This window comes from Kitasatospora sp. NPDC056181 (genome assembly GCF_042266225.1).
Classification (GTDB): Bacteria; Actinomycetota; Actinomycetes; order Streptomycetales; family Streptomycetaceae; genus Kitasatospora.
Genome location: NZ_JBHJUK010000001.1, coordinates 224,231 through 240,296, shown reverse-complemented (window position 1 = coordinate 240,296; position 16,066 = coordinate 224,231). Strand labels below are relative to the sequence as shown.

Here is a 16,066-nt window from a genome sequence, read left to right as displayed (position 1 = left end):
GGAGCGGCGGGGACGCGTCAGGCGGGCTTGACCGGGGAGAACCTCTCGCCGCCGAGGATCCACTCGCCGCGGCGCATCACGGCGACCAGGTCGTAGCCGGTGGAGTCGACGACGACGAGGTCGGCGTTCTTGCCGGGTTCCAGCGAGCCGACGGTGTCGGCCAGGCCGAGCAGCCGGGCGGGGACGGCGCAGAGGGACTCCACGGCCTGGCCGAGGGTGAGGCCGTTGACGGTGACGGCGCGCTTGAACGCCACGTCCAGGGTGAGGGTGGAGCCGGCGATCGCGCCGCCCTCGACCAGACGGGCCACGCCGTCCTTGACCTCGACCTGGAGGGGGCCGAGCGGGTAGAGGCCGTCGCCCATGCCGGCGGCGCCCATGGCGTCGGTGATCAGGGCGACCCGGGAGGCGCCGGCGGTGGTGTAGGCGAGGTCGAGGACGGAGGGGTGCAGGTGCACGCCGTCGTTGATCAGCTCGACGGTGACGCGTTCGTCCTCCAGCAGGGCCACGATCGGGCCGGGGGCGCGGTGGGCGATGCCGGGCATGGCGTTGAAGAGGTGGGTGGCGACGGTGGCGCCGGCGTCGATGGCTTCGAGGGTCTTGGCGTAGTCGGAGTCGGTGTGGCCGACGGCGGCGATGACGCCGAGGTCGGCGAGCATGCGCACGGAGTCGAGGCCGCCGGGGAGTTCGGGGGCGAGGGTGACCATCCTGGCGTGGCCGCGGGCGGCGTCGACCAGTTTGCGCACGAGGGCGGGGTCGGGGTCGCGGAGCAGGTCGGGGCGGTGGGCGCCGCAGCGGTGGTGGGAGATGAACGGGCCCTCGAAGTGGATGCCGGCCAGTACGCCGTCCTCGACGAGCTCGGACAGGACGTGGGCCTGGCGGGCCAGGTCGTCGATCTCGCCGGTGACGGTGGAGGCGACGGTGGTGGTGGTGCCGTGTTCGAGGTGGGTGCGGGCGGCCCGGAGGGCCTCCTCGGCGATGCCGGAGGCGTAGGAGGCGCCGCCGCCGCCGTGGACGTGCAGGTCGACGAAGCCGGGGACGACGGTGTAGCCGGTCAGGTCGAGGTCGCCGGGTTCGGTGGCGCCGCCGAGGCCGGCGATCCGGGTGCCCTCGACCGAGAGGCGGTCGCCGTCGACGACACCGCCGGGCAGGACCAGCCGGGCGCCGGACAGGGCGGTACCCCGCGGCGAGGCCGCTGATTGAATCCGCGCGGTCACGCGGTCACCTCCAAGGAGAGCAGATCCCAGGCGAGCAGGCCCGCGCCCAGGGAAGCGGCGGTGTCTTTGAGCATGGCCGGTACGACCTCGGGGGGCATCTGGAAGGTCAGCCGCTCGGCGACGGCCGCGCGCAGGGGCGTGAAGAGGGTGTCGCCGGCCTCGGCCAGGCCACCGCCGACGATCACCGTGGACGGGTCGAGCAGGCTCTGGGCGAGCACGATGCCGTCGGCGAGGGCGTCCACCGCGTGCTGCCAGACCGCGATCGCGCGCGGGTCCCCGGCGTCCACCGCGACGGCGCAGGATGCCGCGTCGGCGTCGGGGTCCCCGCTGCCCTCGGCCCAGGCACGGGAGACGGCCGAGGCGGAGGCGAGGGTCTCCAGGCAGCCCCGGGCGCCGCAGCCGCACTGCGGGCCGCCCGGCCGGACCACCACGTGGCCGATCTCGCCGCCGTAGCCGTGGGCCCCGGCCTCGATCCGGCCGTCGATGCCGATGGCGCCGGCGATGCCGGTGCCCAGCGCGATGAACAGGAAGCGTCCGACCCCCCGGCCGGCGCCGAGGCGGCCCTCGGCGAGGCCGCCCGAGCGCACGTCGTGGCCGAGGGCGACCGGCATCGCGACACCGCCCGGGCCGGCCAGGCGCTCGCCCAGCAGCTTGCGCAGCGGCAGGTCCCGCCAGCCGAGGTTGGCGGAGAAGACCGCGATGCCGTTCTTCTCGTCGATCGTCCCCGGGACGGCGACGCCCGCCGCCAGCGGGGCGACGCCGAAACGGCTGCGGCCCTCGTCCGCCAGGTCGGCGGCGAAGTCGAGGATGGCGGCGACGACGGCGTCCGTGCCGTGCTCCCGCCCGGTCGGTCGGCGTGCTTCGAACAGCACGGAGCCGTCCTGGGCGAGCAGCGCGGCCTTCATGCCGGTGCCGCCTACATCGAGTGCGATGACGTGCTTCACGGAGGACAGTTTCCCTTGGCTGGGTCGGAGAGGTCTAGTCCAGTTGTCGGATTGGTCTGGTCCAAAGTGGGTGAGCTTTGTCGCAGAACCTTGTGGAGTGCGGCACTTTGCGCTCGTCGCCGCCGGTTCCCCGGCCCCCGGCCCCGGGGCCCGTTCCGGGCGGAACCGGGGCGGATCGGCGTCGCTCCATTGCGCATCGTGCAACGACCTCCGCACTTCGATAACTACCCGCCGGGTACGGCCCGGAGGTCTGGACCACTCTGCAGGGCTTTTGGCAGTGTGGCGCTCCCTCCTGCCGGATTCCACCCGTCCGGCTGCTTTCCTCTTCTTCACCCTCGAAGGCGGTACCCGCGTTGAACAGGCGCGCCCAGGCCCCCACCCGGCTGCTCGGCACCGCGCTGGCCGGAGCGCTGCTGCTCACCGGCTGCAGCGGCCAGGACGACAGGACGGTCACCCTCAAGCTGGTCGCGGCCGACTACGGCGAGGACAGCGCGACCAGCTCCAGGCAGTACTGGGACGACGTCGCGCGCCGCTTCGAGTCCGGCAACCCGGGCATCAAGGTCGACGTCGAGGTCGTCGGCTGGACCGACATCGGCAAGCGGGTCGCCGACCTGGTGGCCGGCGGCAGGTCGCCCGACCTGGTGCAGACCGGCGGCTTCGCCGACCAGGTCGCCGCGGACCGGCTCTACCCGGCCGCGGACGTGCTCTCGCTGGACACCCAGGCCAACATGATGGAGTCGTTCAGCCACGCCGGGCAGGTGCTCGGCACCCAGTACGGCATCCCGTTCGTCTCCTCCTCGCGGGTGCTCTTCTACAACAAGGCGGTCTTCCGGCAGGCCGGGATCACCCAGCCGCCGGCCACCTGGAACGAGCTGCGGCAGGCCGCCGAGAAGATCAAGGCCAAGGTGCCGGGCGTGGTGCCGTACGGGCTGCCGCTCGGGCCGGAGGAGGCGCCGGCCGAGTCGATGCTCTGGACGCTGAGCGGCGGCGGCAGCCTCTCCGACGACGTCGGCAACTACACCATCGACAGCACCCAGAACCAGGCCACCTTCGGCTGGCTGAAGACCAACCTGGTGGACACCAGGCTGACGTACCCGGAGCCGGGCAGGATGAACCGGACGCCGGTGTTCACCGACTTCACGGCGGGCAAGGTCGCGATGCTGAACGGGCACCCGACGCTGCTGCGGATGGCCGCCAACGCGAAGGTCGACTTCGGGACGGCGCCGATCCCCAGGAAGGACGGCCTGGCGAAGGCCGGCAGCCTCGGCGTGGCCGACTGGATGATGGCGTTCAAGGCCAACGGCCACAGGAACGAGATCCGCAAGTTCCTGAGCTTCGTGTACGCGAAGGACAACCAGCTCAAGTTCGACGAGACGTACAACCTGCTGCCGGTCACCCAGGACGCCTTCACGGAGATGACCCGGGACGGCAGGCACGAGGACCTGAAGCAGTTCGCGGCCGGGCTGACCAACGCCAGCTTCTACCCGTTCGGGGACCCGGCCTGGGTGGAGGTCAGCAACCGGATCAAGGCCGGGATCGGCGGTGCGGTGACCGGGGACGCCAAGCAGGTGCTGGAGGGGCTGCAGGACGCCGCGGTGAAGGAGGCGGCCCGGGTCCGCAAGTGAACCCGGGGCCGCCGCGGGCGTTGCGTCAGAGGCTGATCGCGTAGGCCTTGCGCAGGGTCTCGTGGACCGTCCAGGTGGTGCGGTCCCCGGCGCGCAGGACCGCGCAGTCGCCCGGGCCGACGTGCAGGGTCGGGCCGCCGTCGATCTCGATGGTGGCCCGGCCGCTCAGCACCACGAACAGCTCGTCCGCCTCGACGTCGGTGACGACGCCCGGGGTGATCTGCCAGATGCCGCGGAGCTGGCGGCCGTCGGGGGACTCGGAGAGTACCCGGCCGGACACCTCGGGGGAGCCGGAGACGATCTGGGCCGGGTCCAGCGGGTCGGGGTCGAGGTCGGCGGTGGGGATGTGCAGCGCGAAGCTTTCGGTCATGGACCGACGCTAATCGGGGAGCGGGCGTCGTGCGGGGCGCAGAGTGTGTCGGGTGTGCGGGGCAGAATGACACTCCGTAGTGGTGGGCGGAGGTGGAGCGTGGGCGAGCTGAGCGAGCGGGACGTGGCGGTGCTGGAGCTCGAAGGGCGCCAGTGGCGTACGGCGGGGGCCAAGGAACGGGCCGTCCGGGAGGAGCTGGGGCTCTCCAGCACGCGGTACTACCAGCTGCTGAACGCCTTGCTGGACCGGCCGGAGGCACTGGCCCACGCGCCGGTGCTGGTGAACCGGCTGAGGCGGGTCCGGGAGGCCCGCCGGGGGGCCCGGTAGCCCGGCGGGTGCTTCCGCGGGCACGGGTGGGTATGGGTCCCGGCATGGGGCTTGAGGAGAGTTTGCAGCTGAGGACGGACGCCGGACGCCAGGGGCTGGAGGCGGTCCTCGCCTCGCCGCGGGACGCCGTGGTGGCGCTGGACTTCGACGGGACGCTGGCACCGATTGTGGCCGACCCCGGCCGGGCGCGGGCGCACCCCGGGGTGGCGGGGGCGCTGCGCGCGCTGACGCCGCGGGTGGGGGCGACGGTGGTGGTCACCGGCAGGCCCGCCGGGCTGGCCGTCGAGTACGGGGGGTTCGACGGCATCGACGGCGTGGTGGTGCTGGGGCACTACGGGGCCGAGCGCTGGGAGGACGGCGTGGTGACGGCGCCCCCGGTGCACCCCGGGGTCGCCGCGGTACGGGCCGTGCTGGACGAGGTGCTGGCGGGGGCCGGAGCGCCGGCCGGGACGTGGGTGGAGGACAAGGGGCGCTCGCTCGCGGTGCACATGCGGCGGACGGCGGCGCCGGAGGAGACGATGGAGCTGCTGCGCCCGCCGGTGGAGGCGCTGGCCGCGGAGCACGGGCTGATGGTGGAGCCCGGCCGGCTGGTGCTGGAGCTGCGGCCGCCGGGGGTCGACAAGGGCGCCGCGCTGAGCGGGTTCCTGCGGGAGCGGGGCGCGCGGTCGGTGCTCTACGCGGGGGACGACCTGGGCGACGTGGCGGCCTTCGCGGCGGTGGAGAAGCTGCGCGGGGAGGGCGTCGCCGGGCTGCTGGTGTGCAGCGGCGCGGTGGGGGACGCGCCGGTGAGGGAGCTCGCCGACCGGGCCGACCTGGTGGTCGGGGGCCCGGCCGGCGTGGTGGAGCTGCTGGAGCGGCTGGGGGCGGAGCTCAGCCGGCCTCGTTGACCGGGCCGGGTCCGGGGCCGGGGTCGGGGTCGGCGGTGTCGCCGCCGGCGTCCAGGGCGTGCAGGGCGTGCAGCTGGTCGAGGAACCACTGCTGGGGCGGCAGCGCCGTCGAGGCGGCGGCGAGGCGCTTCGTGCGGTCGGCGCGATCCCCGGCGGGCATGGTGAGCGCGCTGTGCAGGGCCTGCGCGGTGGCGATGACGTCGTACGGGTTGACCGTCAGGGCGTCGTCGGCCAGCTCGGCGTACGCGCCGGCCTCGCGGGACAGGACGAGGGCGCAGCCCCGGTCGGAGACCACCGGCACCTCCTTGGCGACCAGGTTCATGCCGTCGCGGATCGGGTTGACCAGGGCGACGTCGGCCAGCCGGTAGGCGGCGAGCGAGCGCGGGAAGTCGTCGTCGACGTGCAGGATCAGCGGCTGCCAGGAGGGCGTGGCGAACTCGGCGTTGATCTCGGCGGCGAGCTGCTGGACCTGGGCGGTGTAGTCGCGGTACTCGGCGAGGTCGGTCCGGGACGGGTACGCGAAGGCGATGTGGACGACGCGGTCCAGCCACTCGGGGCGGGTCCGCAGGAGGTGCCGGTAGGCCTGGAAGCCGCGGACGATGTTCTTGCTCAGCTCGGTGCGGTCGACCCGGACGACGGTGCGGCGGTCGCCGACGGCCTCGCGCAGGACGGCGAGGCGTTCGTCGACGTCGGGGCGGTGGGCGCGTTCGCGCAGGAACTCGGCGTCGGCGCCGAGGGCGTGGACGCCGAGCCGGGTGGTGCGCCCCCGGAGGGTGACGGTGAGCGCGGCGCGGTCGACGGTGGCGCCGAGGAGCTGCTCGCAGCAGTCGGCGAAGGCCAGCGCCCAGCGGCGGGTGAGGAAACCGGCCCGGTCGGCGCCGAGGATGCCGGTGAGGACGGCCTCGGCGACGTCGTCGGGCAGCAGCCGGAAGTACTCGGGCGGGGCCCAGGGGGTGTGCGAGAAGTGGCCGATCCGCAGGTCGGGCCGGGCGGCGCGGAGCAGGGCCGGGGTCAGCGAGAGGTGGTAGTCCTGGACCAGGACGGCCGCCCCGGGGGCGGCCTCGGCGGCCAGGGCGTCGGCGAAGGCGGCGTTGTAGGCCGTGTAGGCCTGCCATTCGGTGCGGAACCCGGCGTCGAAGGAGGGTGCGGTCGGGGTGGCGTAGAGCAGGTGGTGGACGAACCAGAGGGTCGAGTTGGCCACGCCGTTGTAGGCGCGGGCGAAGGTCGCGGGGTCCATGTCCAGCATCCGGACGGCCTGTCCGCCGACGTCGTGGCCAGCCCGGTCGAGGCGGCCGTCCGGTGCCTCCCGGGCCGCCCGGCGGTCGGCGTCGCCGAGGGCCGCGCAGACCCAGACGGCGTCGGGGTCGTCGATGGCGGAGAGCCCGGAGACCAGGCCTCCGCCGCCGCGCCGGAGGGTCAGCGTGCCGTCGTCCGCGGTGCCGAACGACACCGGTCCCCGGTTGGAGGCCACCAGGACGGGGGCGGTGCCGGTCTGACTCGAACGCTCGGTCGTGAGATCGCCCATGGTTGCTACGTTGCCGGGGGCCCGGGACCGCAAACCCCTCAGTGGCGGCTCACGTACTCGGGGACGGTGTGCATCGGCGGCCGTTCGAGGGCGGTGACCGGGTGGGTGTGGGCGGTGAACGCGCGGGTCAGCGGGTCGCGGGTGAACTGGGTGAGCAGCGGGTGCACCAGGTCGGCGGAGGCCTTGAGCCGGTGCGTGCGGTCGAGCCGTTCCAGCGCCGTCCGGTAGATGGTGGCGGCCATCCGTCCGAGCGCCTGGCCGTCCTGGTGGCGGTGGTGGCGGACGCCGACGTCGACCTGGGCGAGGGCGTCCAGGCCGGCGGTCTCCAGGGCGTCGACCAGCAGGCCGAGTTCGACGCCGTAGCCGGTGGGGAACGGGAGCCGTTCGAGCAGGGAGCGGCGGGCCGCGTACTCGCCGCCCAGGGGCTGGACGAAACCGGCCAGTTCCGGCCAGTGCAGGTTGAGCAGCGGGCGGGCGACCAGCTCGGTGACCCGGCCGCCGCCGGCCGGCACGACGGCCCCGTCGGTTTCGAGCGGGCGGTCGTACATGGCCTTGACCAGCTGGATGTCCGGCTCGGTGAGCAGCGGGCCGACGATGCCGGAGACGAAGGCCGGGTCGAACTCGCGCAGGTCGGCGTCGACGAAGCAGACGATCTCGCCACTGGTGGCCAGCAGCGAGCGCCAGAGCACCTCGCCCTTGCCGGGGGCGGCGGGCAGCCGCGGGAGGATCTCGTCGCGCTGGACCACCCGGGCGCCGGCCTCGGCGGCCACGGCGGCGGTGCGGTCGGCGGAGCCGGAGTCGACCACGACCAGTTCGTCGACCAGCGGCAGGCGTTCCATCAGCTCGCGGCGGATGGTGCGGACGATGTCGCCGACGGTGGCCTCCTCGTCCAGGGCGGGGAGGACGACGCTGACGGTGCCCGCCCGCCCGGCCGCCTGCTTGGCGTCCAGCAGGGTGCGCACCGGACGGTCGGCCGCGCTCCACGACCGGCGGCGCAGCCAGGACGCCGCCTGTGGGAGGAGCTCGGTGGTCGGGTCGGCGGGCACGGGTCTCTCCTCGGCAGGGGGCGGACGGGACGGGCTGGGACGCGTCATCTCGCGTGGCGGACGGTCCCGTTCAGTGTTGGCGCCTTCGGATACAGTCTTCGTACAGCGGTCGGACCTTCGCACGCCGGGGTCGCCGCTGAGCAAGACCAACAACTTCACAGAGCTCATCCAGAGGGACTGAGGGAACGGCCCGTTGACGTCCCGGCAACCTTCTCGCGCGGCTGTCGTCGACAGGCCCCGGCGGGACAGGTGCCAATTCCGGCCTGTGGCGCGTCCGCGTCACGGGGAAGATGAGGAGAGAGGCCTCCGCCATCATGGCTATCGACACCGTCGCACCCGCAACCGTTGACCTCGGCCCCGCCGCCGCCCTGTCCTGTCGCGAGTGCGGTACCCGCTTCCCGCTCGGTCCGAGCTTCGCCTGCCTGGAGTGCTTCGGGCCGCTGGAGATCGCCTACGACTTCGGCAGCGAGGGCGCGGAGGAGCTGCGCAAGCGGATCGAGGCCGGTCCGGCGTCGATCTGGCGTTACGCACCACTGCTGCCCGTCCCGGCGGACGTGGCCGGCAAGCCGAACCTCAACCCCGGCTGGACCCCGCTGGTGAAGGCGGACAACCTGGGCCGCGAGCTCGGGTTCACCGCCCAGCTGCACATCAAGGACGACTCGGGCAACCCGACGCACTCGTTCAAGGACCGCGTGGTCGCCTGTGCGATCGAGGCGGCGCGGGCGTTCGGCTTCACCACGCTCTCCTGCTCCTCGACCGGCAACCTGGCCGGCGCGGTGGGCGCCGCGGCCGCCCGGGCCGGTTTCAAGTCCTGCGTGTTCATCCCGCACGACCTGGAGCAGGGCAAGGTCGTGATGGCCGGTGTCTACGGTGGCGAGCTGGTCGGCATCGAGGGCAACTACGACGACGTGAACCGCTTCTGCTCGGAGCTGATCGGCGACCCGGCCGGCGAGGGCTGGGGCTTCGTCAACGTCAACCTGCGCCCGTACTACGGCGAGGGCTCCAAGACGCTGGCGTACGAGATCTGCGAGCAGCTGGGCTGGCGCCTGCCGGAGCAGATCGTGATCCCGATCGCCTCGGGCTCGCAGCTGACCAAGATCGACAAGGGGCTGCAGGAGCTGATCAGGCTCGGCCTGGTCGAGGACCGGCCGTACCGGATCTTCGGCGCCCAGGCGGAGGGGTGCTCGCCGGTGTCGGCGGCGTTCAAGGCCGGCCACGACGTGATCCGGCCGGTCAAGCCGGACACCATCGCCAAGTCGCTGGCGATCGGCAACCCGGCCGACGGCCCGTACGTGCTGGACATCGCCCGCCGCACCGGCGGCGCCGTCGAGGACGTGACGGACGCCGAGGTGGTGGCCGCGATCAAGCTGCTGGCCCGGACCGAGGGCGTCTTCGCCGAGACCGCGGGCGGGGTGACCGTCGGCGTGCTGAAGAAGCTGGTCGAGACCGGTCAGCTGGACCCGGCGAAGGAGACCGTCGCGATCAACACCGGCGACGGCCTGAAGACGCTGGACGCCGTCTCCGACGCCGGGATGACCGCCGTCATCCGCCCGACGCTGGCCTCGTTCCGCGACGCCGGCCTCGCCTCCGCCTGACTCCCTCCACCCCTGCCGTCACCCCGCCGCAAGGAGACCCCCATGAGCGCCAACGTCCGCATCCCGACCATCCTGCGCACCTACACCGGCGGCGCCGCCGAGGTGGCCGCCGAGGGTGCCACCCTGGGCGAGGTCATCGCCGACCTGGAGAAGAACCACGCCGGGATCGCCGCCCGGGTCCTGGACGACACCGGCAAGCTCCGCCGTTTCGTCAACGTCTACGTCAATGACGACGACGTGCGGTTCGCGGAGGGCCTGGCCACCGAGATCAAGGACGGCGCGAGCGTTTCGATCATTCCCGCGGTGGCCGGGGGCTGCTGAGCCGCGCCATTGCCGGACCGGCCGTCCGCGTGTACGGGAATCCGTACGCGCGGGCGGCCGACGCTTTTCCCGGCGCATTCCGGCGGGAATGTTTCCCGGCCGGTCGGAGTAGAGTGTCGCTGGACCGGGAAGAGGGCTCCCCCTCCCCCTCGCACCGGTCGTCGCCCCTGTAGCGCCCCGTACCGCCGGTGTCCGTCCGGCCGCTGAGACCGGCGCAGGGCCCGCGGCCGTGAATCATGTCAGGCCGATGTCAGAATTCTTGAGGGCATTTGGGTAATTCGTCCGCTATGTCCGGCGCAAAATGCGAGGGTTTCTGACCTTTTGGCCCGTCCTGTCCCTTGACGGGCCGGGGGAATTCCCGGCTGCTGACCCTGTTGCAGAGGGCGTCGATCCGGATACATTCAGCCGCGGTCGACGCAATCGCCCCTTCGCCGGACGCCGTCCGGTGATCCCGGTGGGGATTGTGGCGTGCACGGCTGCGCCCAGGGGGGGTTCCCCGGGCCGGCCTCAACAGACCCGCGCCCGCGACCTGCGGGCGCGTGAAGGGCCAGCACAGCACTAGGGGAGTTCGGAATGGCTCAGGGCACCGTCAAGTGGTTCAACGCGGAGAAGGGCTACGGCTTCATCGCGGTCGACGGTGGTGCGGACGTCTTCGTCCACTACAGCGCGATCCAGATGGACGGCTACCGCACCCTTGAGGAGGGCCAGCGGGTCGAGTTCGAGATCTCTCAGGGGCAGAAGGGCCCGCAGGCGGACATGGTCCGCGCGGCGGTCTGACCTTTCCGGCACCCAGGAGTTCGGCTCGGCCCATCGGCTGGTGCGCCTCTTGCTTCGCGGCGGGCCCGTGCGACACACGTCGTACGGGCCCGCCGCCGTGTCCGGCGGGTGGCCGGTACGGCTCGCGGGTTGCCCGTTGGGCTTGCACTCGACCACCGAGAGTGCTAATCATTGGCGTTAGCACTCACAGCGTGAGAGTGACAGCGGACCGGGTCGGTGAGGCCCCCGGGAGCGGTAGGGGAAAGGACCCCCGCACACCAGGGCCGTCCGTCGCGGGCACCCCTTGGTCCGAGCAGTCGACCGTGTCCCGGAGGACCACTTCTGATGGCCAAGATCATCGCCTTTGATGAGGAAGCTCGCCGCGGCCTTGAGCGTGGCATGAACCAGCTCGCCGACGCAGTGAAGGTCACGCTCGGCCCCAAGGGCCGCAACGTCGTGCTGGAGAAGAAGTGGGGCGCCCCCACGATCACCAACGACGGTGTCTCCATCGCCAAGGAGATCGAGCTCGAGGACCCGTACGAGAAGATCGGCGCGGAGCTCGTCAAGGAGGTCGCCAAGAAGACCGACGACGTCGCGGGTGACGGCACCACCACCGCCACCGTGCTCGCCCAGGCGCTCGTCCGCGAGGGTCTGCGCAACGTCGCCGCCGGCGCCAACCCGATGGCCCTGAAGCGCGGTATCGAGAAGGCCGTCGCCGCCGTCTCGGACCAGCTGCTGGCCCAGGCCAAGGACGTGGAGACCAAGGAGCAGATCGCCTCCACCGCCTCCATCTCGGCCGCCGACACCCAGATCGGCGAGCTCATCGCCGAGGCCATGGACAAGGTCGGCAAGGAAGGCGTCATCACCGTCGAGGAGAGCAACACCTTCGGCCTGGAGCTCGAGCTCACCGAGGGCATGCGCTTCGACAAGGGCTACATCTCCGCCTACTTCGCCACCGACCTGGAGCGCATGGAGGCGACGTTCGAGGACCCGTACATCCTCATCGCCAACTCCAAGATCGGCTCGGTCAAGGACCTGCTCCCGCTGCTGGAGAAGGTCATGCAGAGCGGCAAGCCGCTCGTCATCATCGCCGAGGACGTCGAGGGCGAGGCCCTGTCGACCCTGGTCGTGAACAAGATCCGCGGCACCTTCAAGTCCGTCGCCGTCAAGGCCCCGGGCTTCGGCGACCGCCGCAAGGCCATGCTCGGCGACATCGCCATCCTCACCGGTGGCACCGTGATCTCCGAGGAGGTCGGCCTCAAGCTGGAGAACGCCGGCATCGACCTGCTGGGCACCGCCCGCAAGGTGGTCATCACCAAGGACGAGACCACCATCGTCGACGGTGGCGGCGACAGCGACCAGGTCGCCGGCCGCGTGAACCAGATCCGCGCCGAGATCGAGAACAGCGACTCGGACTACGACCGCGAGAAGCTCCAGGAGCGCCTCGCCAAGCTGGCCGGCGGCGTGGCCGTCATCAAGGCCGGCGCGGCCACCGAGGTGGAGCTCAAGGAGCGCAAGCACCGCATCGAGGACGCCGTCCGCAACGCCAAGGCCGCCGTCGAGGAGGGCATCGTCGCCGGTGGTGGCGTCGCCCTGCTGCAGGCCGGTGTCGCGTTCGACAAGCTGGAGCTGGAGGGCGACGAGGCCACCGGTGCCAACATCGTCCGCGTGGCCCTGGAGGCCCCGATCAAGCAGATCGCGACCAACGCCGGCCTCGAGGGTGGCGTCGTGGTGGAGAAGGTGCGCAACCTCCCCGCCGGTCACGGCCTGAACGCGGCCACCAACACCTACGTCGACCTGATCGCCGAGGGCATCATCGACCCGGCCAAGGTCACCCGTTCCGCGCTGCAGAACGCCGCCTCCATCGCGGCGCTCTTCCTCACCACCGAGGCCGTCATCGCCGACAAGCCGGAGAAGGCCGCCGCGGCCGCCGGCGGCGGCATGCCGGGCGGTGACATGGACTTCTGATCCCCTCCGGGATCGGTTGGTCTTCGTCCGCACGGGCGGTCCCCTTCGGGGGGCCGCCCGTGCGGCGTTTCCCCGGGGGCCGGCGGGACTGCCGATCGGGGCGGCTCCTTTGGGACAATGGACGGATGGCTTCCGCTGATGACATCGAGACCGCCCTGCACAACGCGCGGGCGCTGATCCTGGCCGACCTGACCGCGAAGGACGTGGCGGACGCCGCCGTGGTGTCGCTGGTCGAGACGGCCGTGACCCACCGCCGCTGGTGGCTGGAGCAGTGGCCGGAGGGCACCGAGTACGTGCTCGGGCTGGTCGCCCAGGACGTCCAGGACGCGCTGCTGGAGGCGTACGGCCGCTGGCCGCTCTGCGCCGCGTGCGCGGCCGAGGGGGACCCGCACGCGCTCAGCGTCGAGCCCGAACTGGGGCCGGAGCCGCACTGGGTCTGCGGCAAGGAGGGCGCGGTCGTGGCGCCCGTCGGGCAGCTCTCCTGACGCGGCCTTCGAGCGGCCCGGGCCCTGCGCAGCCGCTTCGGGCGGCCGGCCTTCGGGCAGGCCGCCCGGGGGCCCGGCCTCCGGGCCTCCGGGCCTCCAGGCCTCTGGGCCTCTCAGCCTTCGAGGCGGCCGAGTTCGGCGGCCAGGTTGGCGCGGGCGGGGGCGTCGAAGCGCGCGTGGGCGGTGGGGGTGCGGTAGAGCGCGGGGAGCGCGAGCAGCTGACGCAGGACGGCGGCGCGGCCGGCCCTGAAGTCCGGCTCCGGCACGAAGGCGTACTCCTCGCGGACGGCGGCCGCGTACGCCGCGTACGCCTCGGGGGAGCCGCCGAGGACGGCGAGGTCCGCGTCGCAGAGCACCTCGCCGTCGCGGTCGCCCGGTTCGGGGTGGTGGGTGACGGTGAGCCGGACCAGCCGGGCGACCTCGGCGGTCTGCTGCTCCGGCAGGCCCGCCCCGGTGAGCGCCAGGACGGCGAGGGCGGCGCTGCGCTCCTCGTTCTCGGAGCGGTCGGGGCGGTAGACGGCGTCGTGGAACCAGACGGCGAGGCGGACGGTGTCCGCGGACTCGGCGTGCCCGGCCAGCGCGTCCACCTGGTCCAGCACCGCCCGCAGGTGGTCGGCGGTGTGGTAGCGGCGCTGCGGCTCGGTCCAGCGGCGCAGCAGCTCCCGCCCGGCCGGCTCGGGGTCGGTGTCCGTGCCGCAGCGGTGCAGCAGGGCGGTCCAGGCGGTGAGCAGGTCGTCGGTCGGCATGGGAGCCATTGTGGTGGCCGGGCGTGCCGGGAGTCCGCCGGGGGTCCACCTGGTCCCGGCCCGGGAGGAGTCCGCCGGGTCCCGGGCGGGGTTTCCGCTGGACCTATAGGTAGTTTGACGATATATGTAGTTCCATGACCGAACGCTCCATGCAGGAGCCCACGCTGCTTCTGCTCACCGCACTGGCCGACGCTCCCAGGCACGGCTACGCGCTGATCCAGGAGGTCTCCGCGATCTCCGGCGGCCGGGTCGCGATGCGCACCGGCACGCTCTACGGCGCCCTCGACCGGCTGCTCCAGCAGGGCCTGATCGAGGTCGCGGCCGAGGAGGTGGTGGACGGCCGGGCCCGGCGCACGTACGCGCTGACCGCCGCCGGCCGGACCTCCCTGGCCACCGAGGCGGAGCGGCTGCGCGCCGTCGCCACCGAGGCGGAGCGCCGCCTCTCCGTGTTTCGCCCGAGGACCAGGGGGACCTTCGCATGACGATGACCACGCCGACGGTGGCGGTGAAGGCCGCGCTCCGGTTCTACCCGGCACGCTACCGCCGTGAGCGCGGGGACGAGCTGGCCGCCGTCTTCTCCGACACCACGGCCGAGGCCGGGGCGCCCGCCGTCGTCCGGGAGGCGCTGGACCTCGCCGCGTACGGGCTGCGGGTGCGCACCCGGCTGACCGCCTTCTCCGCCGGCGGGCGGCTGCTGGCGCTGGCCGCGCCGGTGATCGCCGGGGCGATCGCGGGGGCCGGGCTGTACCCGTGGGTCAGCGACACGGACCTGCTCGCCTGGCGGCTCGGGCACACCTCGTCGGTGATCACGCTGGTGGCCGCCTTCGCGCAGCCGGTGGCGTCGCTGCTGCTGGCCCTCGCCGCGTTCCTGGGACGCTGGACGGAGGCGCGGGTGATCGCGGTGGCGGTGATGGCCGCCGGGCTGCTCGGCATGAAGGACGCCTTCGCGGTGGACCGGGTCGACGCGTGGTGGATCCTGGCGGTCGGCTCCTCGGCGATGCCGTTCGTGCTGGCCGGCCTGCTGGTGATCGCGGCGCCGCGCGAGCTGCTGGCCGAGCCGACCTGGCGCACGCGCGCCGTGGTGCCGGCGTCGATGGTCGGCGGCTGGTCCTTCTTCGCCCTCCAGGGCGGCTTCGACTCCCACTACATGCTGAACGGCCCGCGCTCGGTCGCGCTGGTGGTCCCTCCGCTGTTCCTGGTGCTGACGGCGCTGCGCGGCCGGCTGGTGCCGGCGGCGATCGGGCTCGCGGTGCTGCCGCTGACCGTCACCTTCAGCATGTTCACGCTCTGGCAGACGACCGGCGGCCTCTGGTACCTGCTGCCGATCTCCGCCGTGGCGGTGGTGCTGATGGCGGCGCCGCTGATGATCGGGAGCCGGGGCGGGGCCGGCGGTGCCCGCGGTCTCGCCTGACCGGGCGCGCACCGATGGCCGCACCGATGGCCGCGCCGATCACAGCGCCGATCGTCTGACCGGTCACCGGGGCGGGCCCCCGGCGTGGGCTCCCGGCCGAGCGACCGCCGGGGGGCTCGCCGGGGGCTCCCGGATGTGGCAGGCTATCCGATATGTCTAGACCAATTTTCGAAGTCATCGCGCTGACGCCCCAGGACGCCCAGGCCGCCGAGTCGGGCGGCGCCGACCGGCTCGAACTGGTCACGGACATGGCCGCCGACGGACTCACCCCGTCGGTCGCGGACTTCGCCGCGATCCGTGCCGCGGTGAACCTCCCGCTGCGCGTCATGCTGCGCATCCGGGACGGCTTCGCGCCCGGCGACCTGGACGAGCTGCGGGCCCGTGCCGCCGCGCTGCGGGCCGAGGGGGCGGACGAGTTCGTCTTCGGCTTCCTGGACGCCGACGGCGCCGTGGACCTGGCCGCCACCGGCGCCGTCGCCGAGGCGGTGGCCGGCTGCCGCTGGACCTTCCACCGGGCGGTCGACCACAGCGCCGACCGCGGCGCCGTCCGCGCGGCCGTCGGTGCGCTGCCCGGGCTGGACACCTTCCTCACCTCCGGTGCGGCCGGCGGAGTGGACGCGGGCCGCGAGGCGCTGGAGGCCGAGCTGGCCAAGGCCGGCGAGCCCGGCTACGGCCAGCGGATCCTGATCGGCGGCGGGCTGCGGGCCGATCACCTGCCGGGCCTGCGGGCGGCCGGCTTCGACGCCTTCCACGTCGGCGGGGCGGTCCGCGCCGACGGGTGGGGCTCGCCGGTGGACGCCGGCAAGGTCGCCGAGTGGCGTGCCCTGATCGATGGCTGAGCGTGGA

Annotated in this window: 17 protein-coding genes and 1 riboswitch; of the genes, 11 read left to right on the top strand and 6 right to left on the bottom strand. The window is 73.1% G+C overall.

Annotation, left to right across the window (positions count from 1 at the left end; translation table 11 throughout):
* Positions 1 to 17 precede the first annotated feature (17 nt).
* A complete protein-coding gene (nagA, locus tag ACFC1F_RS01075) occupies positions 18 to 1,214 on the bottom strand; it encodes an N-acetylglucosamine-6-phosphate deacetylase (protein ID WP_376154787.1) in 1,197 nt (398 codons plus the stop codon).
* The gene (locus tag ACFC1F_RS01070) at positions 1,211 to 2,158 is read right to left on the bottom strand and encodes an ROK family protein (protein WP_209412895.1); all 948 of its coding nucleotides are present in this window, start codon (positions 2,156 to 2,158) and stop codon (positions 1,211 to 1,213) included. Before ACFC1F_RS01070 ends, nagA begins: the two co-directional genes overlap by 4 nt.
* A gap of 353 nt (positions 2,159 to 2,511) precedes the next feature.
* Between ACFC1F_RS01070 and ACFC1F_RS01065 the strand changes: the two genes are divergently transcribed.
* Positions 2,512 to 3,783 (top strand): extracellular solute-binding protein, encoded by a 1,272-nt coding sequence (locus ACFC1F_RS01065; protein ID WP_376154786.1) that lies wholly within the window; start codon positions 2,512 to 2,514, stop codon positions 3,781 to 3,783.
* A gap of 25 nt (positions 3,784 to 3,808) precedes the next feature.
* Here ACFC1F_RS01065 and ACFC1F_RS01060 read toward each other — a convergent pair whose 3' ends face one another.
* A complete protein-coding gene (locus tag ACFC1F_RS01060) occupies positions 3,809 to 4,153 on the bottom strand; it encodes a cupin domain-containing protein (RefSeq protein ID WP_148643373.1) in 345 nt (114 codons plus the stop codon).
* A 66-nt stretch (positions 4,154 to 4,219) separates the two neighbouring features.
* Here ACFC1F_RS01060 and ACFC1F_RS01055 point away from each other — a divergent pair, with 66 nt between their 5' ends.
* Together ACFC1F_RS01055 and otsB are read left to right on the top strand one after the other, a co-directional pair.
* Complete coding sequence (locus ACFC1F_RS01055; protein ID WP_209412896.1) at positions 4,220 to 4,480, top strand: DUF3263 domain-containing protein; 261 nt, start codon at positions 4,220 to 4,222, stop codon at positions 4,478 to 4,480.
* A gap of 44 nt (positions 4,481 to 4,524) precedes the next feature.
* Positions 4,525 to 5,367: a trehalose-phosphatase gene (gene otsB, locus ACFC1F_RS01050; protein ID WP_209412897.1), complete on the top strand. Its 843-nt coding sequence runs from the start codon at positions 4,525 to 4,527 to the stop codon at positions 5,365 to 5,367.
* Here otsB and ACFC1F_RS01045 read toward each other — a convergent pair.
* Positions 5,351 to 6,892: a trehalose-6-phosphate synthase gene (locus tag ACFC1F_RS01045; protein ID WP_376154784.1), complete on the bottom strand. Its 1,542-nt coding sequence runs from the start codon at positions 6,890 to 6,892 to the stop codon at positions 5,351 to 5,353. The two genes, otsB and ACFC1F_RS01045, sit on opposite strands and share 17 nt — an antisense overlap.
* A gap of 38 nt (positions 6,893 to 6,930) precedes the next feature.
* Entirely contained in the window at positions 6,931 to 7,938 is a 1,008-nt protein-coding gene (locus ACFC1F_RS01040; RefSeq protein WP_376154782.1) for a glucosyl-3-phosphoglycerate synthase, read from the bottom strand.
* Positions 7,939 to 8,099: 161 nt separating this feature from the next.
* A riboswitch (SAM riboswitch) is annotated at positions 8,100 to 8,235 on the top strand.
* Positions 8,236 to 8,252: 17 nt separating this feature from the next.
* Between ACFC1F_RS01040 and thrC the strand changes: the two genes are divergently transcribed.
* From thrC to ACFC1F_RS01015, 5 genes are all read left to right on the top strand, one after another.
* The gene (gene thrC, locus ACFC1F_RS01035) at positions 8,253 to 9,533 is read left to right on the top strand and encodes a threonine synthase (RefSeq protein ID WP_209412900.1); all 1,281 of its coding nucleotides are present in this window, start codon (positions 8,253 to 8,255) and stop codon (positions 9,531 to 9,533) included.
* A 42-nt stretch (positions 9,534 to 9,575) separates the two neighbouring features.
* A complete protein-coding gene (locus tag ACFC1F_RS01030; protein ID WP_148643367.1) occupies positions 9,576 to 9,854 on the top strand; it encodes a ubiquitin-like small modifier protein 1 in 279 nt (92 codons plus the stop codon).
* A gap of 573 nt (positions 9,855 to 10,427) precedes the next feature.
* Positions 10,428 to 10,631: a cold-shock protein gene (locus tag ACFC1F_RS01025; protein WP_030289665.1), complete on the top strand. Its 204-nt coding sequence runs from the start codon at positions 10,428 to 10,430 to the stop codon at positions 10,629 to 10,631.
* Positions 10,632 to 10,955: 324 nt separating this feature from the next.
* A complete protein-coding gene (gene groL / locus ACFC1F_RS01020; protein WP_209412901.1) occupies positions 10,956 to 12,578 on the top strand; it encodes a chaperonin GroEL in 1,623 nt (540 codons plus the stop codon).
* A gap of 125 nt (positions 12,579 to 12,703) precedes the next feature.
* Entirely contained in the window at positions 12,704 to 13,063 is a 360-nt protein-coding gene (locus ACFC1F_RS01015; RefSeq protein WP_376154780.1) for a hypothetical protein, read from the top strand.
* A 113-nt stretch (positions 13,064 to 13,176) separates the two neighbouring features.
* On the opposite strand, the gene ACFC1F_RS01010 is transcribed toward ACFC1F_RS01015, so the two are convergent.
* Positions 13,177 to 13,809, bottom strand: coding sequence for a hypothetical protein (locus ACFC1F_RS01010; RefSeq protein WP_376154778.1), 633 nt, complete (start codon positions 13,807 to 13,809; stop codon positions 13,177 to 13,179).
* Between the two features lie 134 nt (positions 13,810 to 13,943).
* Between ACFC1F_RS01010 and ACFC1F_RS01005 the strand changes: the two genes are divergently transcribed.
* The 3 genes from ACFC1F_RS01005 (at position 13,944) to ACFC1F_RS00995 (ending at position 16,059) form a co-directional block, all read left to right on the top strand.
* The gene (locus tag ACFC1F_RS01005; RefSeq protein ID WP_209412904.1) at positions 13,944 to 14,291 is read left to right on the top strand and encodes a PadR family transcriptional regulator; all 348 of its coding nucleotides are present in this window, start codon (positions 13,944 to 13,946) and stop codon (positions 14,289 to 14,291) included.
* Positions 14,288 to 15,220 (top strand): hypothetical protein, encoded by a 933-nt coding sequence (locus tag ACFC1F_RS01000; RefSeq protein ID WP_376154776.1) that lies wholly within the window; start codon positions 14,288 to 14,290, stop codon positions 15,218 to 15,220. The genes ACFC1F_RS01005 and ACFC1F_RS01000 overlap by 4 nt, the downstream gene beginning before the upstream one ends.
* 152 nt (positions 15,221 to 15,372) lie before the next feature.
* Complete coding sequence (locus tag ACFC1F_RS00995) at positions 15,373 to 16,059, top strand: copper homeostasis protein CutC (protein ID WP_376154774.1); 687 nt, start codon at positions 15,373 to 15,375, stop codon at positions 16,057 to 16,059.
* Positions 16,060 to 16,066: the final 7 nt, after the last annotated feature.

Coding starts and splice junctions, on each gene's coding strand:
- ACFC1F_RS01000 (WP_376154776.1), top strand. CDS start 14,288: ATGACGATGACCACGCCGACGGTGGCGGTGAAGGCCGCGCTCCGGTTC.
- ACFC1F_RS01025 (WP_030289665.1), top strand. CDS start 10,428: ATGGCTCAGGGCACCGTCAAGTGGTTCAACGCGGAGAAGGGCTACGGC.
- ACFC1F_RS01055 (WP_209412896.1), top strand. CDS start 4,220: ATGACACTCCGTAGTGGTGGGCGGAGGTGGAGCGTGGGCGAGCTGAGC.
- ACFC1F_RS01005 (WP_209412904.1), top strand. CDS start 13,944: ATGACCGAACGCTCCATGCAGGAGCCCACGCTGCTTCTGCTCACCGCA.
- ACFC1F_RS01060 (WP_148643373.1), bottom strand. CDS start 4,153: ATGACCGAAAGCTTCGCGCTGCACATCCCCACCGCCGACCTCGACCCC.
- ACFC1F_RS01045 (WP_376154784.1), bottom strand. CDS start 6,892: ATGGGCGATCTCACGACCGAGCGTTCGAGTCAGACCGGCACCGCCCCC.
- thrC (WP_209412900.1), top strand. CDS start 8,253: ATGGCTATCGACACCGTCGCACCCGCAACCGTTGACCTCGGCCCCGCC.
- ACFC1F_RS00995 (WP_376154774.1), top strand. CDS start 15,373: ATGTCTAGACCAATTTTCGAAGTCATCGCGCTGACGCCCCAGGACGCC.
- ACFC1F_RS01010 (WP_376154778.1), bottom strand. CDS start 13,809: ATGCCGACCGACGACCTGCTCACCGCCTGGACCGCCCTGCTGCACCGC.
- ACFC1F_RS01030 (WP_148643367.1), top strand. CDS start 9,576: ATGAGCGCCAACGTCCGCATCCCGACCATCCTGCGCACCTACACCGGC.
- otsB (WP_209412897.1), top strand. CDS start 4,525: ATGGGGCTTGAGGAGAGTTTGCAGCTGAGGACGGACGCCGGACGCCAG.
- ACFC1F_RS01015 (WP_376154780.1), top strand. CDS start 12,704: ATGGCTTCCGCTGATGACATCGAGACCGCCCTGCACAACGCGCGGGCG.
- groL (WP_209412901.1), top strand. CDS start 10,956: ATGGCCAAGATCATCGCCTTTGATGAGGAAGCTCGCCGCGGCCTTGAG.